Genomic DNA, 23770 nt, shown 5'->3' on the forward strand with positions numbered 1-23770 from the left:
GCCAGATTGCAATTCTTCAAAAACTTGATCTGATTCCACGACCAGATTCGGTAGATAAACCCAAAAGGAAACGTGGTCGTCCACGCAAAAATCCGACCGTATAGTTTAGCTGATTGGGAAAGTTCTATTCCTCTTTTTTGATAAGCACTGACTAAACTCTTCCCCGAAAACTGGACACAAAGAGAGCAATTTCCTCATCTGCGCAAACGGACTCTGGGAATTCGGCAATCCAGTCCTGAACACGAGGGAAGCCGGCTGGCTTTAAGCAAATACATAGCTTACTATTGACAGTATGCTGTTGAACGGTATGATAGCTTCTGTTAAGAGCGGAGGTGTTCTTGTGAGTGATAAGGAAAACAGCGGACAGCTGATCAAAATGCTGAATGATGCGATTGAGCGGCGGGTAAACAATTCCCTGCGCGCGGATGATCTGACCATGGTTCAGGTCTGGGTTCTTCTTTCCCTGGATGAGAAAGAAAATCATACGTACTCCTTTAAGGAACTCGAACGAATTCTAGGTGTTGCGCAGTCTACCTGTGTCGGAATTGTCAGCCGGCTCGTCGCTAAGAAACTGGTGGAAAGCTTTACCGATCAAAAGGATCGAAGGATGAAGCTGGTTCGTCTGAGCGAAGACGGGAAAAAACGCTGTGAAAAAGCGAAGAAGGATATCCAGGAACTGGAACAGACTCTGTTTACCGGATTTTCAGAGGAAGAGCAGGCTGTCTTCCACGGACTGCTGAAAAGAGTTTACGAAAATGTAAAATAAACGCCCGCGGGCTTTCGCCCTGACGGGCGATACTAACGCGGAAATCGATCGCTTGCTTTTGAAATATCACAGTTAAAACGGAAACCGGACATACACAAATGAGAAAACGATGCCGGCTCCCTTCGCAGGCAGCCAGGCGCATGGATCGGTATGTTCAAATCAATCGCTTGCTTTTGAAAATGGCGGAAACGTAGATCGAAAAATGGAATGGAGAGAGTTATGAAAGATAAATCGATGGAAATATTTGAATCCATGCCTGTCGCGCAGGCTGTATTCAAAAACGCATTGCCGGCTATGGCGGGGATGCTGATGGTACTCGTCTATAACCTGGCTGATACTTTCTTTATCGGACAGACCCACGACGCATTGCAGGTCGCGGCAGTATCGCTGGCGACGCCGTTTTTCCTGCTGTTCATGGCAGCGGGAACGATTTTCGGCATTGGCGGTACGTCCGTAATTTCCCGTGCCCTTGGCGAGGGAAGAAAGGATCATGCCAGAAAGGTCTGCTCTTTCTGCATGTGGAGCTGCGTTGTTCTTGGTGTGGCGATGAGCCCTGTCTTTCTGATTTTTATGGATCCGATTCTTACTCTGATCGGCGCAAGCGCCGAAACGTGGGAAATGACGAAAACCTATTTGTGGATCGTCGCCTGGAGCGGACCGTTTGTTCTGGTTTCCAACTGCTACGCGAATGTGATCCGTGCGGAAGGCGAATCCGGAAAAGCCATGATGGGTCAGCTTCTCGGCAACCTGATTAACGTGGTTCTGGATCCGATTATGATTTTAGGCTTTGGCTGGAACGTAGCTGGTGCTGCGATCGCGACAGTGATCGGAAATGTCATTGGGGCGGCGTATTACATCTTTTATTTCCTGAGCGGCAAATCCAGTCTCAGCATTCACCCCAGAGAGTTCACAGTAAAAGAAAAAGTCTGCAGCAGTGTTCTGATCATCGGCATTCCTGCGGCGCTCGGTTCGCTGCTGATGAGCGTTTCTCAGATTCTGATCAACAGCCTATGGCACAGTACGGGGATATGGCGGTGGCGGCCATGGGCGTAGCCATGAAAGTCATTACCATTACCGGCATGATCTGCATGGGACTCGGGCAGGGCATTCAGCCGCTTCTCCATTTTGTTTTCCCTGTCTTTAGGACTGGCGCTGACCGTTATCTGCTTCGTTTTTTCCGGCCAGATTGTCAGTGTGTTCCTGACCGATCCGACAGCCTATACGTATGCGGTTCATTTTGTTCACATCCTGTTAACCACAAGCTTTCTGTTCGGCGTCTACTACGTTCTTACCAACGCGCTGCAGGCGATGGGGGCTGCAGCGGCATCCTTTGTAATTAACGTGAGCCGCCAGGGCCTGATCTTCATTCCCGCAATGTATCTTCTTGAAGCCGCTATGGGAATTACCGGACTGGTCTGGGCACAGCCGGCTGCCGACGTACTGTCCTTTGGTCTGGCGCTGATTCTTTATGTTCATACCTGGAGAAAACTCAGTCAGTCCAAAACGGAAACGACAGCTCCAGCCGCCGCTGCCGAAAAAATGAGCGCGGTCTGCGAGTAAAACACAGTGCGGTATGTGAAAGATAAAACCAGTCCTCAGACAGACTGAGATTGATCCGCCTTGCATCAACGCCATCAGCCAGACACACAAAAGCCCGTCCTTATGGCTTTTTTCGAAAGGAAAAAGTCAGAGGACGGGTCTTTTCCTATTTACTTTTTTTACTTTTTATTTTGCGTTTCGCAGTTTAACGGGTTTCAGAGCGACGATTTACGATCTGCCACCATCCTATAAATGCCAATAAGTTCCAGGGTAATGGATCCTCCCATCAGAAAGTACCGAAAAGAAAGGATGGAAGCCGGAAGCAGAAGAGAAATGGCGTACAGAAGCATTCCGCAGACAAGAACAAGACTGGGCCTTCTTTCCTTTTCTTCAGGGCTCCGCCCTTCCAGAGTCCAGATCTTCTGGTTATAGGCGCGCAGCGCATTCATCAGAACAATCGTCATGAGTCCCAGCAGGAGGGTAAGGATCCAGTAAAACATCTGTCTGGTTTCCACCGCCGCATAAAATTCCATCATGGAAGCAGCCAGTTCGATCACGCAGACGGCTTTGAACATCTTACGAATCCGCTTGAGCTGCTCCAGCTGGGAATCGGGATCGGTATACAGATGCAGAGGACCGTACTCGCTTTTTCGGCGCACCAGGAACCAGAAGCCGGAAGTACAGAGAAATTCAATGTCCATATCTTTCAGAATCTGACGATATTCCCGGGATACGCCAAACCCGCGGTCGTTGAGATCGCAGTCGAACTGCCATTCGCCCGGTTTACACGGTTCAAAGGTATAGAGACCGTACTTAAAGCGCTTCAGGGCCCATCCTTTCGCGCACATTTCGTTGAGATATTCGATTTCGCGGTCTTTGTCGAACATGAGCCTGAACTGTTTCATTCTTTATTCTCCTTGGCGTCTCTGAGCATGCCCTCCAGTCGATGAATTTCCTGATCAAAGACTTCTTTTCCCAGATCGGTGATGATGTATTCCTTTTTGTTTCGACTGTCGGGTTCTTCCCGGTACACCCGGATCCAGTCTTTCTTCTGCAGATTCTTAATCGCGCCATAGAGCGTTCCGGCGCCCAGTACGACGCGTCCATGCGTCATCTGTTCCACTTCCTTGGAAATTCCATATCCATGCAGCGGGTGATGAAGAACCAGAAGCATGTAAAACAGCGTTTCCGTTAACGGCAGATCCTGTCCCATAGCATTGTACCTCCTGTCGTCGCTCGATGTATCGTGACACGTTATATCTGATTTGACTATATCAGGAGACGATATATCGGTCAACGATATCTTTTTGGCGCTTTTCAAAGATACGATCGACAGGAGAAATCAATGTCCGCAATCGATACACGAAAAGGAAAAAGGAGGGCACCCAATCCGGAAAATCGACGGAAAGAAAACCGATACAAATAAAAAAGCGAGCCGCTCCTGAAAAAGGAGGCAGCCCGCCAGAAAAGCAAAGTGATTTTAAATGTCTGACGTCTCAGCTGTCTGTATCCTCTCTCTGCGTGACCAGACGGACGATTACCGCAACCACTCCAAACAGCACGCCGGTGACAGGCCAGATGATCCAGGTCTGATCCCAGTTTCCGGTCGCAAAGCTCCAGCCCAGATAAATGGCTGTGGCCAGACACCAGTAAATCGAGGCAACAGGATCCATCCGTTTTTCCATTTTCCGGTTTTCTGAAGAATAGTCGCCTTCGGAGAGAATTTTTTCAAATCCGGACTGCGTGATGGACGACCAGACGAGAAAGAAGACGCCGATGGAAACCAGAAGCAGCAGGGCAGTGACGGAAAGAACGGCAGAGAATTCCTGATGAATAAAGAGCGTAGAGAAAATCGGCGGAATCGGAGAAAGAATGCAGAAGACAATCCCGATAATGGTCGAAAGCGTGTGTGTTCTGGCAAAAGCTTTCTTTTTCTGTGCGGCCAGGCCTTTAACGCCGTATCCAAGGCTGAAGTCTCCGGTTTCCAGCGTTTTCCACGGCTTCATGATCTGATCCGACCAGATGAAGAGCGTCACGGCGATGGCGACCAGAACCAGAAGTACGGAGACGCCAAGCGCGGCAACCATATTTTCGGAAATCAGGGAAGAAGGGAGAGCCGTAAAAGCGCTGAGCCCGATCAGCACGGCGGGAGACAGGATACAGAGAACCACACCAATGGCGACGCGCCAGGCGTTCAGGCGGTTCAGATCCAGAAAACGGTTGGCGTCTTCCAGACTCAGAGTCGGAAGGGAAGACTCTTCTTCCTCAATGGTGACCAGCGGGGCGTTGTCCTTGAGCAGATAGTCTGTGGACACTTCAAAAATTTCGGAAAGCTGCAAAATCTTATCGAGCGAGGGAACGGTCTGGGCGCCTTCCCATTTGGCGACCGCCTGGCGGGAAACGTTCAGCCGGCTCGCCAGATCTTCCTGGGACCATCCGTTTCGCCTGCGCAGTTCAATCAGTTTGTCTGCGAAAATCATCAGATATTTCCTCCTTGTGGACTTGTGTGCCTGCATTGTATCGAAGGACATTTGTTCCAGACAGAACCTGTCAGCTGGAAATCCGTCAACTACCGGTTGCATTTGTAAAAAGCATGACGGTTTGAGCGGATTTCCGCCCGAACTTTCGAGAAAAATACCAGAAAATAGGAAAATCACGGGAAAAGTCATATATTTACAGACCGATTTTGAGCCTGTATAAAAAAGTGCATACGCTTCAAAACGAAGCGAAAAGAGAAACGGACAGGCAAAAGAAAGCCCGGCACGCAAAGCCGGGTGTACAGAAATCGACATTCATGGAAAATTCAATTTTCTCGAAAACCTGTCCGGGAAAACGGGGATGGTATTCTGAAGACATCAGCCAGAACAAATGGCTGAAACGCACTTGCATGGAATCCCAACCCAGAGAAAGGATCAGCCAGGATGGATATCGTACTGGACCACATCACCAAAATCTTTCCCGCACGGGGAAGAAAAAAGAACAGCAGAGAAGTCGTCGCTGCCGACGATTTGAATTTCACCATTTCCAACGGAAAACTCTGCGGGCTGCTCGGCCCTTCCGGATGCGGAAAAAGCACGGCGCTCAACATGATCAGCGGCCTGCTCAAGCCGACTTCCGGCGAGATTTTTTTCGGCGATCAGAACGTCACGGAACTTGAACCGCAGGAACGCGGGGTCGGCATGGTTTTTCAGAACTATGCCCTCTATCCCCATATGAGCGTCTTTGACAACATCTGCTTCCCGCTGGAAAACCTCAAGGGCGATCAGAAACTCAGCGAAGAAGAACGAAAAGCCCGCGTCGAAGAAGTGGCACGGCTTGTTCACATCGAAGATCTGCTCGAACGCAAGCCTAAGGAACTCTCGGGCGGACAGCAGCAGCGCGTGGCGATTGCCCGTGCTCTGGTCAAACTGCCTAAAGTTCTTCTTCTAGACGAACCGCTTTCCAATCTGGATGCCCGTCTGCGCCTGCAGACCCGGGAAGAAATCCGCCGCATCCAGCAGGAAACAGGCATTACGACCGTTTTTGTTACGCATGACCAGGATGAAGCCATGAGCATTTCGGATTTCATTGTCGTCATGAAGGAAGGCCGGGTGCAGCAGATCGACACCCCGCAGAAGGTTTACGACAATCCGGCCAATCAGTTTGTCGCGCAGTTTCTCGGCCTGCCGCCCATCAACATGTTTCACGGCAAAATTGAAAATCAGATTTTGTACATCGGCGAAAATCCTGTGGCGCGTGTGCTCAGCGCGTCCGATCAGCCGGTGCATGTCGGCGTCCGCCCGGAGGGCTTTCTTCTCAAGGAAGAAGGCGCCCTTTGCGATCGCATGATCCGTACCGAAATTACCGGCCGGGACATGAGCATCGTTTCCGAAAACGAGGCGTCCATGAATCCGGTCGTTCGCTCGATTCTTTCGGCGGAAGATCTGCAGATTCTCGCCGAAAATCAGCAGGAGGTGCATTTTGATCTCAAGCTGAAAAAAGTCTTTCTTTTTGAACCCGAAAGCGGAAACCGGATTGTGGCCGATCTTCAGCCTCTTCAAAAAGCGGCTGAAGAAGTTGTAGAAGCCGCGATCGTTCTGGAGGAAGCGGCATGAAAAGCGCAAACGGGCGCACAGAGGGAAAAGGGCGCCTGAAAAAAGGCTGGCAAAAATACAAGGGTTTTCTGTATTTGCTGCCGGCGCTTGTGTTTCTGGCTGTCTTTCTGATTTATCCGCTCATCGACGTGCTGATTTATTCCTTTGAAGAAGGCTACAGTTCCGCCGCGCAGACGTACGCGGGCATTGGCTGGTACAACTACGACTACGTTTTGCACGATCCCTATTTCACGCAGGCGCTCGTCAATACGTTTCTGCTCGTCATCATTACGGTGCCGATTTCCACCGGTCTGTCGCTGGCAATCGCCTTTCTGCTGACCCGCATTCAAAAGCTGCGTTCGCTGTTTCAGACGATTTACTTTCTGCCGTACGTGACCAATACCCTCGCAGTCGGCATGGTCTTCATGGTGCTGTTCAAGCAGACGCCGTATTCCGAAGGCTTTGTGAACATGCTGATCCATATGTGCGGCGGCTCTTCCGTCGACTTTATCGAAGGTCCGTACTGGGCCAAGATGTTTGTGCTCTGCTTTTACACGATCTGGATCGTCATGCCCTTTAAAATCCTGATTCTGACCAGCGCACTGGCCAGCGTGAATCCAATGTATTACGACGCGGCCCGCGTAGACGGCACCAGCTCCTGGCGCATGTTTTACAAAATCACGCTGCCGCTGATTTCCCCATCGGTGTTCTATCTGGTCATTACCGGCTTTATCGGCGCGTTCAAGGCGTATTCAGATGCGGTTGCCCTGTTTGGCACGAATCTGAATGCGGCGGGAATGAACACGCTGGTCGGCTACGTCTTTGACATGCTTTACCGCGATGGCGGGGGCTATCCGTCCTATGCGTCCGCGGCGGCCATTCTGCTCTTTCTGGTTATTTTGACGATTACGGTCATCAACCTGATGGTTTCGAAAAAATATACCCACTACAGCTGAGAAAACGGAGAGACACACTATGAAAAAATTCAAACCACTCACCTGGCTGTTTCTGATTTTGTGGGCGATCGCGGTTCTCTTTCCGTTTTACTGGATGGTGCTGACGTCCTTAAAAGGATACGGCGCCTACAACGCGGAATACATTCCCCAGCTGTTTACGCTGTCGCCGACACTGGAAAACTATTTTTACGCGTTTACGGAAGTCGATTTGGGACGGTATCTGCTCAATACGGTCATTTTCACCATCGTTACTACGGTTCTGATGGTCTTTGTCACCATTCTGGCGGCCTTTGCGTTCGCCCGGCTGGACTTTCCAGGGAAGAACCTGGTTTTTACCGGCTTTCTGGCGCTGATGATGATTCCCAATGAACTGGTCATCATTACCAATTTTCAGACGATGACCGAGCTGAATCTGCGCAATACTTTTCTGGGTCTGATTCTGCCTTCGGTCACTTCCATTTTTTACATTTATCTGCTGCGGGAAAGCTTTGCGCAGATTCCGGATTCGCTGTACTATGCGGCGAAAATCGACGGGGCTTCGGACTGGAAATACCTGTGGAAAATCATGGTTCCCATGTGCCGTCCGACGGTCGTTACGATTACGATTCTCAAGGTGATCGAATGCTGGAACAGCTACATCTGGCCAAGCCTTGTCACCGATGATCCGAAATACTTTCTGGTTTCCAACGGCATCCAGCAAATCCGCGAAAGCGGCTTTGGCCGGGCGAACATTCCGGCGATGATGGCGGCGGTCGTCGTCATCAGCATTCCCCTGATCGTTCTGTTCCTGGTGTATCGAAACCAGATCATGTCCGGCGTCGTCAAAGGAGGAACCAAAGGATGAAGCGCCTTCGAAAACGGCTGCCCCGGCTGCTTTGCGCGGCCGCAGCGGGCATGAGTCTGCTGCTTTCCGGCTGCCATGGCGCCAAAGCGAAAAGCGCCTTTGTGATTCCCGAAGCGCTCGACGAAAGCCGTCCGATTGAGATTTCCTTCTGGGCGAAAAACGATACGAACAAAAACCAGACGAATGTCTACAAAAAGGCGATCGAAGACTTTGAAGCGCTCTATCCAAACATCAAGGTCAATCTGAAGCTGTATACGGACTACGGGAAGATTTACAACGACGTCATCACCAACATTGCGACGGATACCACGCCCAATGTGGCGATTACCTATCCCGACCATATCGCGTCCTACATCCAGCAGAACGGGACCGTCGTCGGTCTCGATGCGCTGATGGCGGACGAAAAATACGGTCTGGGCGGCAGCGCCCTCAAATTTGACGGGGCGACGGCCGATGAAATGGTCGATTCGTTTGTACAGGAAGGCGTCATTGACGGAACGCAGTACGCGATGCCCTTCATGCGTTCGACCGAAGCGCTCTACATCAATAAGACGCTGGTCGAAAAGCTTGGCTATTCCGTCCCGGATGTCGTGACGTGGGACTGGATCTGGGAAGTGTCCAATAAAGCGGTCGAACAGAAAAATCCGGACGGAACGTACGCCCTCAACAGCCAGAAAACGCTGATCCCCTTTATTTACAAGTCCACCGACAATATGATGATCCAGATGCTGAAGCAGCAGGACGCCGGCTACAGCACCGAGCAGGGCGAAATTGAAATTTTTAACGACATGACGCGCGAAGACTTGAAGAAAATTGCGCAGGAAACCAGGGACGGCGCGTTTTCAACCTTTAAAGTGTCCGGCTATCCCGCCAATCTGCTCAATGCCTCGCAGACGCTGTTTGCGGTAGACTCCACAGCCGGATCCACGTGGATGGGCGCGGAGGCTCCGCTTTCGGACATCAGCCCGGATGCCTTCACGGAATTTGAAACCGTCGTTCGTCCGGTGCCGCAGATGAGCGAAAACCAGAGTCTCATGATTTCGCAGGGACCGTCCATGGCCGTCTTTGGCAAGGAAGATCCGCAGGAAGTACTCGCCTCCTGGCTGTTCGTGCAGTACATGCTTTCCAACGAACCGCAGATCGGCTACGCGAAGACGGAAGGCTATCTTCCCGTTACGCATAAGGCTTTAGAAGATCCGGCGTATCAGGACTATCTGGCGAAGGCTGGCACGGATAATGAGGAGCATTACGCGATCAAAATCGAAGCGGCGAAACTGCTCATGGATCATCTGGACGATACGTTTACCACCCCGGTGTTTAACGGCTCGGCTTCGCTGCGCAACGCGGCCGGCGAGCTCATTGAAGATGTCGTCCGCTCGACGAGACGCAAGCAGACCGTCGATGATGCCTATATCGACGAACTGTACGAAAAGGTTTCCTCCCTCTACCGTCTGGATCAGATTTCTTCCGGATCCGGGACGATTCATGATCTGGGCCCGATGCCCGCCTCTTCGGTCTGGTTTCTTTCTCTGCTTGCACTGACGTGGGTCATTCTCGGTGCAGTCTGGCTGTTTCAGAAACGAAGAAAAGCGAAAAACGCCTGAAGCTCCTGAAATTTCAGCTTGAAGGGATCGAGGAGATAACGGTTTCATCCCGTTTCCTTTCGCACGATTTTTTCTGATCTTCAAACGCAGCGGAAAAAAACAGCGATTCGATCGGGAAAGATTTCACCGCATGAAAAAACCAAGTACACTATCCGTGGAAAAACCATTCAGGGCGCTGACCGGACGATCCTCAAGGAGCGGGATGACGAACCGTTCCTGATCGCTTCGTAGTGGTGTCTGGATGGAATCCCCATTAGAAAAGAGACAGAAGATTCTGTCCCAAGGAGAAAAAGAATGAAAAAAACAGCTCTGGCTTCTCTGCTTGTCTGCGCAGGCATGGTCTTTGCCGGCTGCTCGAACTCGACCCCGGCAGCCTCGAGCAGTGCTTCGAGCACAGCGGACAGTGCCGCTGCTGCAAATCCCTCCGCAAAATCGGAAGGCGTCATGACGTATCAGGAATACGCGGATGCTGAACTCGAAAGCGAAGTAACGATCGAAGCGTTCGTACAGGCAAAACAGGCCTGGTGGGAAGACAAGGCAACGATTTACGCGCAGGATCCAGACGGCGCTTACTTCATTTACAACGCTGCTGTATCTCAGGATCTGTATGACGAGCTGACCGACGGCGCCAAAATCAAAGTCAAAGGCTACAAGACCGAATGGTCCGGCGAAGTGGAAATCGCAGAAGGCGCTGAAGTAGAACTGATCGAAGGCGAAACCTGGAAAGCCGAACCGGTCGATGTGACCGATCTGCTGGGCAATGAAGAAGAACTGATCAAGCATCAGAACCAGCTGGTGGATTTCAAGGATCTTACTGTAGAACCCGCACAGGAAGGCAGCGAAGAAGCGTTCCTGTATAACTACGACGGATCCGGAAGCGAAGGCGATGACCTGTACTTCAACGTTTCCAAAGACGGCAAGACGTACACCTTCGTTGTTGAGTCCTATCTGACCGGCGAGGAAAGCGAAGTGTACAAAACCGTACAGGAACTCAAAGTCGGCGATGTGATCGACTGCGAAGGCTTCCTCTACTGGTATGAAGGCGCCAACCCGCACATCATCTCGGTAACGGTAAAATAAGTCCGTCCGTAATCGACAGGACCGCGCACATTTTCTTCCTGTACATACAGGGAGGAGATGCGCCGCATTTCAAAGTGTTTCAAAATATTTAAAAGTACATAAAAGGCTCTGTATCTCCTTTTGGTTAAGGAAGATGCAGAGCCTTTTTCGGGATTGGAAAAATCTGGTGATAAGCAGAAATGGCCAGATTCAGCAAGGCGCAGAGGGCCAAAGCGTCCAGGAGAGTCAGAACGTCCAGACTGGATCCTGTCGAGCGTCCGCTCAGGAGCGATCGGACTGCGGACGGTTGACGATGTGAATGAACGGTTCTCCCTGTTCGAGGGCGTGCAGGTTGGTGCGGATAATCTGCCAGAGACGTTTTTTCGTTTCCGGCAGCGATTCATCGCCGGAAATGTGCGGCGTGATGAATACATTTTCGTCTTCCCAAAGCGGGCAGTCTGCGGGAAGCGGCTCGATTTCGCAGACATCGAGAATCATGCCGCGAATCCGATGCTGCGCCATGACCTTTTCCAGGACATCGAGGGCGACCAGATCGCCGCGTCCCACATTCGCAAACAGCGCGTCTGGCTTCATGCGCGAAAAATCGTCCAGCGTCAGAAGATGATGGGTAGCCGGACTGGAAGGCAGCGTACCCACTACGATATCGCTTAACGGCAGGTAGCGGTGCAGATGATCGAGCGTATCGACCACATCAAAGCCCGGAACTGTTCGGCGTCTGCGGGCCAGTCCAATGGTATGGGCACCCAGCGCCTTGACGGAGCGGGCGAACGTCGAACCCAGATCGCCGCAGCCCAGAACGAGAATCGTCTTGCCGTAAATGGAATCGATCGTGCCGATATTCCGGTTCCATTCCTTCTTCTTCCGGTTTTCGAGCAGGAACGGATAGCGGCGATAAAAAAACAGGATGGCGCTGATCAGATATTCGGAAATCGCCAGACCAAAGCTGCCTGAAGCGTTGGCTAATGGACACGTCACGCGTTCCGGCCAGCCTTCATAGCCCGCAAACGGAAGCTGAACGAGTTCAAGCGCGGGCAGAGATTTCAGTCGAAAACGGTATTCTTCAGGAAGAAAGCCCACGATGGCACTGGCGGTGTCGAGATAGCCGGGCCAGTTTGGATTGTCGCCATAGACAAAATGGAGGCCGCCAAATTCCTGTTCCAGCGCCCGGCGGTCTTCTTCTTTTAACGCTTCAAAAACGAGAACGGTTTTCATGTTTCTTTCTCCTTATCCTGTGCAGGTTATTCTGAGCAGGCAGTACAGACCGGTCCGAGCGACCGGCTTTTCTTTTGCACTCAGGGATGAGCCAATATGCGCGGCAAAACAGGAAAGGATCTTTCTTCGTGTAAAGACACACGTTAGAAAGGTGGGAATACATTGAAAATCGTGTGATGCCGCCGTTGTAAAGCTTTACACCTGTATTGTACGCCTCTATATTTCCTTCATCACCGATCCGCTTTGTGCCCTGCCTGAGGCAGAATGGCGGATTTTCAATCCTCAGAGAACAAGAAAGGAAACTTAGACATGAACAATATTCTTACCGAAGCATCGGCTTGTCTGCAGTGCAAGAATCCAAGATGCCGTCAGGCCTGCCCGATTCATACCAATATCCCCGAAATGATCCGCAAGCTCAAAAACCATGAAGTGCTCGATGCGGCGCAGATGCTTTTTGAAAACAACCCGCTGTCCATCGTCTGCTCCCTCGTATGCAACCACGAAAAGCAGTGTGAAGGCGCGTGCGTGCGCGGCATTAAAGGCAATCCTGTAGCCATCAGCGATATCGAACAGTACATTTCCAACTCCTGCTTTGAACGCATTCAGCTGTCCATGGAACCGGAAAACGGCAAGCGCGTCGCTGTCATCGGTGCCGGTCCAGCCGGCCTGACGATCGCGGTTTCGCTGCGTCAGAAAGGCTACAAAGTCACCATTTTTGAAGTCCGTGAAAAAATCGGAGGCATCATGCGCTACGGCATTCCGGAATACCGTCTGCCGCATTCGATTCTGGACCGCTACTACAAGAAGCTGAAGGCGCTTGGCATTCAGTTCCGTCCGAACATGGCGATCGGTGGTTCTGTTTCCATTCAGGATCTGCTCGATGACGGCTACGCGTCCGTCTTTGTCGGCACCGGCGCATGGAAGCCGCGCCGCCTGAACATTCCCGGCGAAACGTTCGGCAACGTGCAGTACGCGGTGAACTACCTGAACAATCCGAACGTTTACGATTTAGGCGATAAAGTCGCGGTCATCGGCGCCGGCAATGCGGCGATGGATGCGGCCCGTACCGCCATTCGGAAAGGCAGCCGCGAAGTCGTGGTTTACGTCCGTACCGATTCGCCGACCGCTTCGAATGAAGAAGTGGAATACGCAAAAATCGACGGCGTTCAGTTCGTTTTCAACAAGGCGCCGATCCGCATTACTGATGAAGGCGTCGTGCTCGTCGACACAAAAGTCGAAGAAAACGGAGACATCACGCTGATCGAAGACTCCGCGAAGCTGGAAAAAGCCGACACGATTCTCGTAGCCATTTCGCAGGTTCCGCAGACCCGTCTCGTTTCCCGCGATCCGGATCTTAAGCTCAACGACCGCGGCAACCTGAAAATTGACGAGATCGGCGCAACGACCATGCCGGGCGTATTCGCAAGCGGCGACGTCGTAACCGGCGCGAAAACCGTTGTGCACGCCGTAGCGCTCTCCCGACAGATTGCCGAAGAGATGGACCGCTACATGAAAGGTCCGAACGGCCATGCCGCCCAGGATGCTGCGAGCAGCGACGAAACAGCGGCGTAAAAACGATAAAACCGGTGGATCCTGTCTCCCCCAGCAGGATCTGACCGCTCTGACCGCTTTCGGATTCGCGTTTCTGGAAAATCCAGAGCAGAATCCAGAAACGTGGACAGAAGAAACAGTTCAAAACGAAATTACAAAACCCAAAGTACACGTCAAAAAAGGAGCCCCTTTCCAGAACTGCCTCTGGAAAAAGGACTCCATTTTTTTTGCACGATTTTTTTGCAGAACGCTTTAGAGATGGACTGCTTTTCGGATCCATTCGAACACCTTGAGCATGCCGGTGGAATAGCACCACGAGGAGAACGGGCGGCTGACCAGGATGATCGCGAGAAAATGGCTGACTTTCATGCTCGACAGCCCCGCCAGCATGCACAGCAGCAAGTCCGGCGAGACAGGCATCATCATCCAGAGAAAGAAGATGAGTTCAAAGTGACGGCTGTTTTTCAGGCGCTTCTCGTATTTGTCGACCGTTTCTGGCGAGGCGATCTGGTAAATGAAGCGGGTGCCCCATTTTCTGGCCAGCCAGAAGGCGAGAATGCAGTTGATGTAGGAAACGAGCGTGTTCAGAAAGAAAGCCGGCAGCGGATGAAAGAGAACGATGCCGATTGATCCCATCGATCCTAAAGGAACGATTGGAATGTACGAGGTGAAGACGCTGAGCAGAACAAAGAGAATCGGACCGAAAATTCCGGCGGATTCAATCGCGTGCTGAATTTTTTGCGTGGTCGCCGAGGAGGACGAACGCAGCAGCCAGATCAGAACGACAAAGAAAAGAATGCCAAAGACGATCGAAATGATCAGATTGCGCCGGCGCACCGCAGCGCCTTTTTTCATGGCTTCCTGATCTTTGGCCGTCTCGGGCGTACTTGCCGTCCCGACGGATGCTTTCGCGGAATGGTCCTGGGAATGATCCGGGGACTTGATAGCGGCGTCTTTTTCGGCAAGCGCCTCTTTTGCCTGCGCGGAAGGGTTCTGAGCGGAGTCTGCAGAAAAATTCGTAACGGGTTTAGTATCCATACTCATTATCTTAAGCGGTTCGAATCGAGGATTCTTCCGATATGCCAGAAGGATTGCCGAAAACGGCTAGACAGAACGAGCCAAATGCGCAGTAACGCCAAAGGAAAACTTATCGTTTTCGATAGAGCAGATCGACCATTCCGTTGGAATGGCGTACATGAACCAGGGCCAGTTCCTGCGGCGCTTTAAGCGTCGGAAACAGCCGGATGCCCCCGCCAAGCAGCACAGGAATAACTGTAATCCAGAACGGATTGATCGCCTCTTCCTGTACGATGCCCTCAATCAGACGGGCGCCCCCGCAAATCCAGATGTCTTTTCCTTCGCCTTGTTTCAGACGCTTCAGAAGGGTGCATGGATCTTCTTTCGTAAAGTGAATGTCTTTTGAATCGGGAAGCGTTCGATGGGTAAAGACGTACGTGCTCAGACCGGAATAAGGCCACTCGTCAGGCGAAAGTTCCCGCACGATCTGATCGAACGTGTTCCAGCCCATCAGAACCGTATCCGCCGTTTTGATGAATTCGGCATAAAAATCCTCGGCGACTGCATCTGGGTCCTGTCCGTCCAGCCAGTCTGCGCCGCCCTTTGCATCGGCAATATAGCCGTCCAGGCTCATCGCAATAAACAGTGTGGTTTTTCGCATAGCCAAATCTCCTTTTTCCGCTTTATCTTCTTCTGCATATCTATTCGATCGGCTTATTCTTTCAGGCGCCTTCTTCTTTTTGGCCGGCGTATACGTTTTGGCCGAATGGTTTTAAAATTTCCGGTCTGGAAAAGCTGTGTCCAGTATGGCATATCGCAAAGGGGGTGTCTGCCTGCTCCAGAAAAAACGCCTCCGGACGCCAGAAGGTCCGGAGGCGAGAAAACGTTCATTTTCAAACAGACAGGAATGTCTGCATGAATTTACAGTTCTGGGAAAAGCGTGCAGGCAAAGACTATTTCAGCGTATTGAGCGCTTCCTTGCCTGGATTAAGACGCAGGGCCAGCAGACGGTTCTGCATCGCCAGGGCCTGCGCGTCGAGCGCGGATTGTGTTGTCGAGGAACTGCTCAGAACTTCATGTGCCTGCGCGAGCGCCTGATTGAACGCGTCTTTCTGCGCGCTGGTCAGACGGAATCTGGACAGGTTGAGACGATCGGCTTTGGCGCAGACCATCTCAAGCGGCTTTCGGTTCAGTCCATCGGCGGGAACGAGTCCGGCATACGCATCCTGTAAAGCTTTCAGTGCGCGATCGACTTCGATCTGCTGGTAGGAAGAACCGGAAAGAATCGTATTCGCCTGTTCGAGCGCACCCTTAAACGGCGCAAAGCTTTCCGCTGTAAAGTCGGCTTCGCGAACGGAAGAAATCGCTGAACCGTTTACGTACGTGCGCAGAGCGCTCTTATCGGTCAGACCGTACGTTTCTTCAATGTCGCCGAGCTTGAACTTCGCGAACTTAATGTAGCAGCGGTCGGTACGGACGTTGCTTCCATGGTTTTTGGAATACTCTTCGTCGAAGTGACCGTAGCTGTCCATCATGAGGGTGCCGTCATCGAGAACGAGCAGACCCGCATAGCCGGTATCACCGGATTTTTCATTCGGCGCATAGTCGTAGGCGATGGTTACCATGTAATCGCCGTCGCCCTGTGTCATGAGGTCTTCGTAGCTTCCAACCCACATTACCCATTCGCCGGCTACCCAGTCGTTGGAGTTGTCGTGGATGCCGTTGCCGTCCTTGTCGTAGACAATGTCGCGGTACGTAATGACGAGGCGGTCGCTGATTGGATCGTAAACGACTTTATGGCGTTCGCCAGCCAGGTTTCCGGGCAGGTTCGCCGGCTTGCTCCAGGTTTCGCCTTCGTCATCGGAGTACGTCATCATGGCGTAGCCCTGGTGCGTCTGATTGCGGGCGAGGGCGACGATGCGCTTGCCGTCCGGGGAGCGGAACAGGCCGAGTTCGCAAAGCTGATTGGCGGATTCGATGTTTCGATACGGAGTCAGAATCGGTTCGGGATCGCTCCACTGTTCGTTTCCGTCTTCATCGAACGTCAGAATCGATTTGTAGTTGGTGTAGCTGTAATCGTGGTAAATGCCCATCCACGCCTGGCGGTCGTTTCCGTTTCCATCCTTGAGCTGAATGAGGCTCGACATGCCGACAATCGTCCAGCGGTTGCTGCCGTCATCATTTTTCGGATGGAACAGCTGGTATTCAGTCCAGGTTTCGCCGTTGTCGTCGGAATAGGAGGTGCGCCAGCCGCCGTTCTGGTTTCCAGACCAGTTCGGCATCGCGGTAATGAGCATGATGCGCTCAGTTCCGTCGGCCAGATTCAGAACGTACATCGTCGGCGTTTCCATGGACGTTGCCCAGCTTGTCGGAATGTCGTCTTTCTGAATCCACGTTTCGCCGTCATCGTCGGAGTATTTCATGATGAGCGGACCATGGCCGTGTCCCTGCGGGAAGGCGGTGATCAGACGGCCGGTATTTGTACGGATCATATCCGGCTGGCCAAAGTACTGATTGGCATCGCCGTCGGCCGGTTTATGGACGTCGGTCACAAATTTTTCCGGAAGATCGTAGTACGGAACCGTCTTCATCAGCGTGATCTGCCGTTCTACGGTAATCGTGACGGTTTCCGTGTACGTGCCGGCTTTGACTTCAATCTGGGCTGTTCCTGCCTTGACTGGGGTAACCACGCCGGTACTGCTGACCGTGGCTACTTCCGGATTTTTCGAAGTATAGGTAATTTCGAGTTCTTCGTCGCTGTTGAGCGTAACGGGAATCTGCCAGGTCGGTGTACTGTCCTTGGAAATCTGGAGCGTCTTATTGCGGACGGTGATGTTCAGACCCGGTTTGAGCTGATCGATGCCGATTTCCGCTTTGGTCAGTTCGGCATCGTAAATGCGCAGTTCATCGACCGTGCCCGCGAAGTCGCTCTTACCGAGAATATCGGAAGGAATGACGGTCGTGTTGTTCGTGGTCCAGGTGTTTGTGGCGACTTCTTCGCCGTTGACGTACAGCTTCAGGCCGTTTGTCTTCGACTGGGTCCAGGCCACGTGATACCACTGGCCGGCTTCAAAGCCGTAGGCAAAGGTGAGCACATCGGCGCTGCTGGTACCGACACGGAAACCGGAGTATCGATCGTCGGCCATCTTGAGCGCGGTCGCAAATTTTTCTTCGCTGTCCTGCGTGATCAGGGATTTGCCGGTGATCGTATCGGCTTTGACCCAGTACGTAATTGTCCAGGGATCGCTGTTTCCAATTTCCGATTTCGTAAAGCTTAAGCCGCTTCCTGCATTCATGTGCAGGCCTTTGCCGGAATAGCCGTCCACATAGGACAGACCGCTTTCGACAATCGGGGTTCCGTTGCGGTTTCCCCACAGGTCATTGGCACTGTTTTCAAAGGAATAGGCGGAATAGCGTTTGGATTCCTCGATGCCGCCGCGCGAAACGCTCAGGGTGATCGTCGCGGTCTTGGTCGGATCCTTGACGGAAGCTGCGGTAATGGTCACTGTACCGGTACCTGCTGCGGTGACCAGACCGTCTGCATTTACGGAAGCCACGCTGCTTTCCGAAGAAGACCAGGTAACGCGATGATCGGTCAGCGTATCCGGGGCTACGACGGCTTCCAGCTGCAGCGATTGGCCGATTTGCAGTGCAGTCGACTGCGGCGGGGTAATGGTTACGGAAGTCACAGTATCCGTGGCGTTCGCTTTTTTGCCGATGTATTGCGTTGTAAGAGTGTCGATGCCTTCCTTGAAGGCGTCCATTTCCGATCCCATCGTATTGACTTTGGCTTCGCCAAGATAGGAATGCGCAGTTCCGGCGACGGTCGTCAGGGAATCGTAGAGCGACTGGATCGCGCCTTCGAGATCCGGTACTTCCTCAGCCATCTGGCGCAGCTTGTTGGCGTCGTGTACGCCTTCGGCCATGCGGGCCAGACGCAGCGAACGTTTGGACGTCGGGTTTTTTGCCTCTTTTTCATCCGGATAAATAAGGAAGCAGTCTCCCGGTTCAAAGGCGTTGTGGGTCGTGTCGCGCAGCGGATCGGCAACCCAGGCATCGTATGCCCAGCGCATGAAGCCGTCCGTGTTTTCGGAGGCGTTGATGACGCTCCAGTACGATTCTACCGGCGCGGAAAGCGAGAAGTTGCCCGGACTGTGCTCGGTGCAGGAGTAAAGCGCAGTGCGCAGGCCTTTGGCGTCGCGCTGGGCAACGAGATCCGCAAATTCCTTCGAATGGGCAGCTGCGGCATTGTCGCCGACGTTCAGTTCGGTCAGACGAAGCGCCATGGCGAACTTGCTGGCGTTGGTAAAGCCGTCCATCGAACCTGTCGTTTTGAAGGTGACGGTGTACTGGCCGTCGGAAATTTGCGTGCTGTCGATCAGATCAAAGGCGCTGGTGTTGAAGCCGCGCTCATCGATGCCGATATAAGCGTCGTTAAACCAGCCTTTCTGAACGAGATGGGCGCCCATTTTCTCGAGGAAATCGCCCCAGACTTCGTTGTAGCGTGCACTGCCGGCGGTGAAGGCTTCCTTCACAAGCGTGCCGTTGTCCCAGTACGTAAAGCTTCCGTGCCACGGAGCGATGGAGTAAAGCACAATCTTGTCTCCGATTCCCATGGATTTGCAGAAGGAAACCCACTTGTCGAAGGCGGTGAAATCGTAGGTAAACGTTCCGTCCGCATTTTTCGTCCACTTGACCATCGACGGATAGTGGATGTCGTTAGCGGAATACGTCTGACCGGACCAGGCTTCTTCAGAAATCGTCGCGGTAATGACATGACCGCCGATTTCCTTGTAAATTTCCATGCTGGAACGCAGCAGTTCGAGATGCTCGTCACTGAATGGCGTAACGCCGTAATATTCCGCGGAAGAATACGGATACTGCCAGAGTTCGATGTCAAAGGAATTTTTGAAGTCAGTCGCATCCGGCAGAACGGCGTCGCGTACCGCGACGGTGTAGGTGAATTCAATCGGATGTTCCAGTCCGTCGGCGGTGGCGCTGAGTTTACCGGTATAGGTTCCGGCTGCTGTGTCTTCTGGAATCGCAATTTCTACCCAGACCGGCTGGACGCGCGAAGCGGCCAGCGTAATGGGGGCATTGCCATTCAGGATGTCCGAAGATTCCGAACGGTTGGTGCCGTTATCGGCTGGAACGGGACGGGTAGTGCTGCCGTAGCCGAGGAAGGAACCATTATAGGCTTTGGTCGACTGGATGAAATCGAGCTTTACGTTTTCTTTGGCAATTTTGGACGAACCGGTTCCGCTTAAGTCGGAAGCGGTAATGGACAGATTGGTGAGCGGCGCATTTTTCGAAACCAGAACGAGCTGGCTGACGGCCTTGTCGTTTTTCCAGGCGCTCAGCGTTTTGGAGAGCGTACCCATCGTCTTGACGGAATCGTACGTACTCTGGGTGTACTGATGGTTCGTATCGACAATGGAACCGGACAGTTCCGCCTGAGCCTCGGTTACGGTAAATGAGATGACCAGCGGCTGGGCAGCCGGCAGAGTGTCGGACGTTACCGAGACGGTGGCGGTTCCGGCTTTTTTCGCCTGAACCAGACCGGTGCTCGATACGCTCACAATTTCGCTGTCGCTCGAGGTGTACGTCAGATTGCCTGTCGTGGCATAGTCCGGTACAGCCGCGATCGACAGCTGCTGTTCGGCTCCGGCGTACAGGTCGTAATGCGTTTCTTCACTTGAAATCGAAGTGAGCGTATACGGCGCATGTTTAATGACCACGTTGGCGCAGTCGATCAGCGTATTGGAGGCGGAAGCGTTTTTCTCGCCCGTTGCGACGGCTTTGAACACATGCGCTTCTTCGCTGAGGCCGCTGAAAGTCGCGATCCGAGTGGAATTGATATTGGAGGCGTTATACAGATCGTAGACGCCCTGGGATTCTCCATCGATGAAGTATTCCACTTTGCCCATCGGATGGTTCTTGCCGGCATAGACGGTGATTTCGCTGCCGACAAAATCAACCTGATACCAGAGAGCGGACGGATTGGCCGCATCCGGTGTCTTTGACCAGGTATGGGCATCGCTGCCCGCTTCCCAGTTTCCGGAAGAGAAGGTGAACTTATTGGTCGTTCCTGTCGTCTTCCTGAAGGAAATGGTTTCTTCCACGAGCGACGCATCCGCCGGCATAACCGTGTCGGCGTCACTCTGTGCAAGAACAGGGAAAGAGGAAGCGGCTGCGGAGGCCGTCATGGTCACGCTGAGAAGGACTGCAAGCAGATTCGTTCTTCTTTTCATAGTTTTCCTTTCTGCAGTGTCTTTATCTGTGCCCGAAATCCATCCGGTTTTCCTTGTGAAATGCGTCCAGTGCAAAACGTCTGTCGGTTTGAGACAGGCATTCGAATTTTTTTCGTCAGCAGGGGCCCGGTCCTGCGCAAAGAAGATCGCAAAAGAAAGACGGATCGACTCTAGATAAAGAAAAAATCATCTCGCCATCCATGAATTCCAGTGATGAAAATTAATGGAAAACGAAATGAAAGCGTTCTCTTTTATTGTAAGGAAATGGAAAGGATTGAGCAATAATCTTTCCGGTATCCGTTCGGTTATCCAAACAGGAATGATAAAAAGTGACATCGAATCCGAAAGCCATGCGAGAAAACCGGAAATACTGGCCATTTCACAAAAAGAAAAGTCTGCCTGCAGGCAGACTGGTCGAATTCATCCGTTTTGTACAGGAAAAATGTATTCCATCAGTTCAAAAGGCAATGTGCCTTCTTTTTCGAGAAGAACTTCACTCGTACCTTTGGAATGAAAGCCGGCGCGCTCGTACAGCGCTCTGGCCGGCGCATTGCCCGCGATCAGATTGAGACGCGCAGATGCATAGCCCTCTTTTTTAAGCTGACTTAAAATCTGGCCCAGAAAGACATCACCCAGCTTCTGGCCGCTAAAATCCGGGTCTATGCAGAAAAGATGAATGCAGTTGAAACGCGAGTCGGTCCATTCAAAGGCGTCCATGCCTTCCAGATACGGGCTGATGCGCGCAGCGCCCACAATGCGTTCTTTTTCGCAGAAGACGACCATTTCTTCCTGAACGATTGCCTCATGAAGCACCGATTCATCCGGATAGATCCCCCAGTTCCAGAGCGGATAGTTGATTCGCGTATTCAGGCGGTTGCAGACGTTCTGGAAAAAGCGGCAGAGCGTTTCCAGATCCGCCAGGCCGGCTTTCCGTAAAATTCGTTTTGAACAAGTACTGATTTCTGCCATAGGCTCTCTCCTTTTTGATCCCGTTCAGTATAGGCGAATGCTCTGGTGTCGCCCAGAACCTTTTTCAGGCAGCCAGACGAATGGATGAAAAAGCATGAGGATCATCAAAAAAGAATCCAAGGGATGTCGGAAAGCGCATTGGTCGATTTCCTTGTGCAAACGGTTTCGATCTTTCGCAAAGCATCCAAAACCGCAAAATCGAGCCTCTGGACAATTAAATTGTTGATCTATCAACAAAAGACGTCTACAGTACGGGCATGTCACATACGGATAAGATTCTTCAGTTTTTTAATGCGGTAGGCGCTCTGGAAAAGCAGATGAACCGGATTCGCCTGCTGTACATGCAGCAGGAAGGGCTTCGCGGCTCCGATCTCAATGTGCTGATCGCCCTGTATTCCAGCGAAGAAGGCCTGAACCCGGAAGGGCTGATCCAGATCACCCGAACCGACAAGGCCCAGATTTCCCGCGCTCTGCGCGAACTCTGCGCCGGCGGCTGGATTGAAAAGGAAGATACCAGCCAGTATCGCGCCCGCTACCGGCTGAGCCCCAAAGGCAAGGAGCGCATGGAATATCTCGCCCGAGAATGCGAGCACATCTTTGAAGGCGCCCACGCCTGCATTCAGATGGAGCAGTGGGAAGCGTTTTATCAGTTTTCCAATCAGCTCAGTGCCCGGCTTGAGGAAATGATTCAGGAAAAGAAACAGGCGCTGAACGCGCATGCCGACACGGAGCCTTCCCGCCGTACCGAAAAGGGAAAAACGAAAAACGCGTAAGCCTTTCCGTACAGGAAGGCATATCCAACACAAAAAAGAAAAGGAACACAGACTATGATTTGGATTGTTACCGACAGTGCTCAGGAATTAAAGGAAGAGGAACAGGAAGGCCTTCGCGTCGTTTCGCTTCCCATTTGCGTCAACGAAAAGCTGCTCGATCACCCGATTGAAAACGAGGACTTTTTCGCCCTTCTCGAAGAAGAGTCGAATGTACTCAGCACCAGTCAGCCCTCGCCGAGCGCTTTTGAAGCGGTGTTTGAAGAACTGACATCCAGAGGAGATGAAGTGATCGCTCTGCTGCTTTCTTCCTCGCTTTCCGGAACGTACAATTCCGCCAGACTGGCTCTGCTTGATCACGAAGCGTGGCAGGAAAACGTCCATCTGATCGATTCCGGACAGGCCTGCCTTTCGCAAAGCGTTCTCGTTGCCCGCGCGCTTGAACTGCGAAATGCGGGGAAAAGCGCGAAAGAGATTATTGAGACAATCGAGAAAGAGAAAAAGCAGGTACGTCTGTTTGCGATGCTTCCCACGCTGAAATATCTCAAGAAAGGCGGACGGATTTCGCCAGCCAAAGCGGCTCTGGCCGATCTTGCGGGCGTACGGGCTCTGGTGACGATTGACGAAAACGGAGAAATCACAGCCTGTGCCAAAACGCGAGGTACGAAAAAGGGAATTCGCCGCGTGGCCGAACTCGCCGCAGACTGCGGCATCGATGAGAATCGCCCGGTGTTTGTGGGCTATACCGGTCTGGATGAACAGCCGATGCGCGACCTGCAGAGCGCTCTGCGTGAAGTCGTCGGACAGGAGATTCTTGCGCAGACGGCCGCAATTTCTCAGATGCTGAGCGTGCATGTCGGTCCCGGTGCCTGCGGGATTGCCTTCCTGCCCAGAGAAGACTAGCTGCCGTCTTTCAAAACGTTATTTCTATTCGGGTGGAAATTTTCGGAATACATTTCCCGGATTACACGGATTAAATTTTGCGGATTAAATTAAATTCGATGGATTAAATAGAACTTTCCCAATCAGCTAAACTATACGGTCGGATTTTTGCGTGGACGACCACGTTTCCTTTTGGGCTGGTCTACTGGATCTGGTCGTGGAATCAGATCCAGTTTTTGAAGAATTTCTATCTGAC

At 52.2% G+C, this 23770-nt stretch carries 19 protein-coding genes; 11 read left to right on the forward strand and 8 right to left on the reverse strand.

What is annotated here, in order from left to right; genetic code table 11:
* Positions 1-340 precede the first annotated feature (340 nt).
* The 3 genes from Afil_RS08185 (at position 341) to Afil_RS08195 (ending at position 2326) form a co-directional block, all read left to right on the forward strand.
* Positions 341-766 (forward strand): MarR family winged helix-turn-helix transcriptional regulator, encoded by a 426-nt coding sequence (locus Afil_RS08185; RefSeq protein ID WP_230268079.1) that lies wholly within the window; start codon positions 341-343, stop codon positions 764-766.
* Positions 767-985: 219 nt separating this feature from the next.
* Complete coding sequence (locus Afil_RS08190; RefSeq protein ID WP_230268080.1) at positions 986-1819, forward strand: MATE family efflux transporter; 834 nt, start codon at positions 986-988, stop codon at positions 1817-1819.
* Positions 1820-1891: 72 nt separating this feature from the next.
* A complete protein-coding gene (locus tag Afil_RS08195) occupies positions 1892-2326 on the forward strand; it encodes an MATE family efflux transporter (protein ID WP_230268081.1) in 435 nt (144 codons plus the stop codon).
* A gap of 194 nt (positions 2327-2520) precedes the next feature.
* Here the strand turns inward: Afil_RS08195 and Afil_RS08200 are convergent, their stop codons facing one another.
* The 3 genes from Afil_RS08200 to Afil_RS08210 all read right to left on the reverse strand — a co-directional run bounded on the left by Afil_RS08200 (position 2521) and on the right by Afil_RS08210 (position 4785).
* Positions 2521-3210, reverse strand: coding sequence for a DUF2812 domain-containing protein (locus tag Afil_RS08200; RefSeq protein WP_230268082.1), 690 nt, complete (start codon positions 3208-3210; stop codon positions 2521-2523).
* Positions 3207-3518 carry a PadR family transcriptional regulator gene (locus Afil_RS08205; protein WP_230268083.1) on the reverse strand — a complete coding sequence of 104 codons (312 nt, stop codon included), beginning with the start codon at positions 3516-3518 and terminating at the stop codon, positions 3207-3209. The genes Afil_RS08200 and Afil_RS08205 overlap by 4 nt, the downstream gene beginning before the upstream one ends.
* Before the next feature lie 283 nt (positions 3519-3801).
* The gene (locus tag Afil_RS08210; RefSeq protein WP_230268084.1) at positions 3802-4785 is read right to left on the reverse strand and encodes a helix-turn-helix domain-containing protein; all 984 of its coding nucleotides are present in this window, start codon (positions 4783-4785) and stop codon (positions 3802-3804) included.
* Between the two features lie 441 nt (positions 4786-5226).
* Here Afil_RS08210 and Afil_RS08215 point away from each other — a divergent pair, with 441 nt between their 5' ends.
* From Afil_RS08215 to Afil_RS08235, 5 genes are all read left to right on the forward strand, one after another.
* Complete coding sequence (locus Afil_RS08215; RefSeq protein ID WP_230268085.1) at positions 5227-6399, forward strand: ABC transporter ATP-binding protein; 1173 nt, start codon at positions 5227-5229, stop codon at positions 6397-6399.
* Entirely contained in the window at positions 6396-7334 is a 939-nt protein-coding gene (locus Afil_RS08220) for a carbohydrate ABC transporter permease (RefSeq protein ID WP_230268086.1), read from the forward strand. Before Afil_RS08215 ends, Afil_RS08220 begins: the two co-directional genes overlap by 4 nt.
* 19 nt (positions 7335-7353) lie before the next feature.
* A complete protein-coding gene (locus Afil_RS08225) occupies positions 7354-8178 on the forward strand; it encodes a carbohydrate ABC transporter permease (protein ID WP_230268087.1) in 825 nt (274 codons plus the stop codon).
* Positions 8175-9782: an ABC transporter substrate-binding protein gene (locus Afil_RS08230; RefSeq protein ID WP_230268088.1), complete on the forward strand. Its 1608-nt coding sequence runs from the start codon at positions 8175-8177 to the stop codon at positions 9780-9782. The genes Afil_RS08225 and Afil_RS08230 overlap by 4 nt, the downstream gene beginning before the upstream one ends.
* 294 nt (positions 9783-10076) lie before the next feature.
* Positions 10077-10862 (forward strand): hypothetical protein, encoded by a 786-nt coding sequence (locus tag Afil_RS08235; protein ID WP_230268089.1) that lies wholly within the window; start codon positions 10077-10079, stop codon positions 10860-10862.
* 261 nt (positions 10863-11123) lie between these two features.
* Here Afil_RS08235 and Afil_RS08240 read toward each other — a convergent pair whose 3' ends face one another.
* Positions 11124-12074 carry a D-2-hydroxyacid dehydrogenase gene (locus tag Afil_RS08240; RefSeq protein ID WP_230268090.1) on the reverse strand — a complete coding sequence of 317 codons (951 nt, stop codon included), beginning with the start codon at positions 12072-12074 and terminating at the stop codon, positions 11124-11126.
* Between the two features lie 264 nt (positions 12075-12338).
* On the opposite strand from Afil_RS08240, the gene Afil_RS08245 reads away from it, so the two are divergent.
* Positions 12339-13646, forward strand: coding sequence for an NAD(P)-dependent oxidoreductase (locus Afil_RS08245; protein WP_255658325.1), 1308 nt, complete (start codon positions 12339-12341; stop codon positions 13644-13646).
* Positions 13647-13877: 231 nt separating this feature from the next.
* Here the strand turns inward: Afil_RS08245 and Afil_RS08250 are convergent, their stop codons facing one another.
* The 4 genes from Afil_RS08250 to Afil_RS08265 form a co-directional block, all read right to left on the reverse strand.
* Positions 13878-14663 carry a TVP38/TMEM64 family protein gene (locus Afil_RS08250; protein ID WP_230268092.1) on the reverse strand — a complete coding sequence of 262 codons (786 nt, stop codon included), beginning with the start codon at positions 14661-14663 and terminating at the stop codon, positions 13878-13880.
* Positions 14664-14772: 109 nt separating this feature from the next.
* Complete coding sequence (locus Afil_RS08255; protein WP_230268093.1) at positions 14773-15303, reverse strand: dihydrofolate reductase family protein; 531 nt, start codon at positions 15301-15303, stop codon at positions 14773-14775.
* 292 nt (positions 15304-15595) lie between these two features.
* On the reverse strand, positions 15596-20893 hold the full coding sequence (locus Afil_RS08260) for a glycoside hydrolase domain-containing protein (RefSeq protein WP_230268094.1): 5298 nt from the start codon (positions 20891-20893) through the stop codon (positions 15596-15598).
* Positions 20894-21313: 420 nt separating this feature from the next.
* Positions 21314-21862 carry a GNAT family N-acetyltransferase gene (locus Afil_RS08265; RefSeq protein ID WP_230268095.1) on the reverse strand — a complete coding sequence of 183 codons (549 nt, stop codon included), beginning with the start codon at positions 21860-21862 and terminating at the stop codon, positions 21314-21316.
* 257 nt (positions 21863-22119) lie between these two features.
* Between Afil_RS08265 and Afil_RS08270 the strand changes: the two genes are divergently transcribed.
* Together Afil_RS08270 and Afil_RS08275 are read left to right on the forward strand one after the other, a co-directional pair.
* On the forward strand, positions 22120-22635 hold the full coding sequence (locus Afil_RS08270; protein ID WP_230268096.1) for a MarR family transcriptional regulator: 516 nt from the start codon (positions 22120-22122) through the stop codon (positions 22633-22635).
* A gap of 54 nt (positions 22636-22689) precedes the next feature.
* Positions 22690-23535 carry a DegV family protein gene (locus Afil_RS08275; protein ID WP_230268097.1) on the forward strand — a complete coding sequence of 282 codons (846 nt, stop codon included), beginning with the start codon at positions 22690-22692 and terminating at the stop codon, positions 23533-23535.
* Positions 23536-23770: the final 235 nt, after the last annotated feature.

Origin of the sequence: Allobaculum fili, from assembly GCF_020969955.1 — a bacterium.
Lineage (GTDB): Bacteria > Bacillota_I > Bacilli_A > Erysipelotrichales > Erysipelotrichaceae > Allobaculum > Allobaculum fili.

What these genes read in the sequence shown, in the direction of transcription:
- Afil_RS08190 (WP_230268080.1), top strand. Translation starts at nt 986, where the DNA reads ATGAAAGATAAATCGATGGAAATATTTGAATCCATGCCTGTCGCGCAG.
- Afil_RS08200 (WP_230268082.1), bottom strand. Translation starts at nt 3,210, where the DNA reads ATGAAACAGTTCAGGCTCATGTTCGACAAAGACCGCGAAATCGAATAT.
- Afil_RS08205 (WP_230268083.1), bottom strand. Translation starts at nt 3,518, where the DNA reads ATGGGACAGGATCTGCCGTTAACGGAAACGCTGTTTTACATGCTTCTG.
- Afil_RS08210 (WP_230268084.1), bottom strand. Translation starts at nt 4,785, where the DNA reads ATGATTTTCGCAGACAAACTGATTGAACTGCGCAGGCGAAACGGATGG.
- Afil_RS08215 (WP_230268085.1), top strand. Translation starts at nt 5,227, where the DNA reads ATGGATATCGTACTGGACCACATCACCAAAATCTTTCCCGCACGGGGA.
- Afil_RS08220 (WP_230268086.1), top strand. Translation starts at nt 6,396, where the DNA reads ATGAAAAGCGCAAACGGGCGCACAGAGGGAAAAGGGCGCCTGAAAAAA.
- Afil_RS08225 (WP_230268087.1), top strand. Translation starts at nt 7,354, where the DNA reads ATGAAAAAATTCAAACCACTCACCTGGCTGTTTCTGATTTTGTGGGCG.
- Afil_RS08230 (WP_230268088.1), top strand. Translation starts at nt 8,175, where the DNA reads ATGAAGCGCCTTCGAAAACGGCTGCCCCGGCTGCTTTGCGCGGCCGCA.
- Afil_RS08235 (WP_230268089.1), top strand. Translation starts at nt 10,077, where the DNA reads ATGAAAAAAACAGCTCTGGCTTCTCTGCTTGTCTGCGCAGGCATGGTC.
- Afil_RS08240 (WP_230268090.1), bottom strand. Translation starts at nt 12,074, where the DNA reads ATGAAAACCGTTCTCGTTTTTGAAGCGTTAAAAGAAGAAGACCGCCGG.
- Afil_RS08245 (WP_255658325.1), top strand. Translation starts at nt 12,339, where the DNA reads ATGGCGGATTTTCAATCCTCAGAGAACAAGAAAGGAAACTTAGACATG.
- Afil_RS08250 (WP_230268092.1), bottom strand. Translation starts at nt 14,663, where the DNA reads ATGGATACTAAACCCGTTACGAATTTTTCTGCAGACTCCGCTCAGAAC.
- Afil_RS08255 (WP_230268093.1), bottom strand. Translation starts at nt 15,303, where the DNA reads ATGCGAAAAACCACACTGTTTATTGCGATGAGCCTGGACGGCTATATT.
- Afil_RS08260 (WP_230268094.1), bottom strand. Translation starts at nt 20,893, where the DNA reads ATGAAAAGAAGAACGAATCTGCTTGCAGTCCTTCTCAGCGTGACCATG.
- Afil_RS08265 (WP_230268095.1), bottom strand. Translation starts at nt 21,862, where the DNA reads ATGGCAGAAATCAGTACTTGTTCAAAACGAATTTTACGGAAAGCCGGC.
- Afil_RS08270 (WP_230268096.1), top strand. Translation starts at nt 22,120, where the DNA reads ATGTCACATACGGATAAGATTCTTCAGTTTTTTAATGCGGTAGGCGCT.
- Afil_RS08275 (WP_230268097.1), top strand. Translation starts at nt 22,690, where the DNA reads ATGATTTGGATTGTTACCGACAGTGCTCAGGAATTAAAGGAAGAGGAA.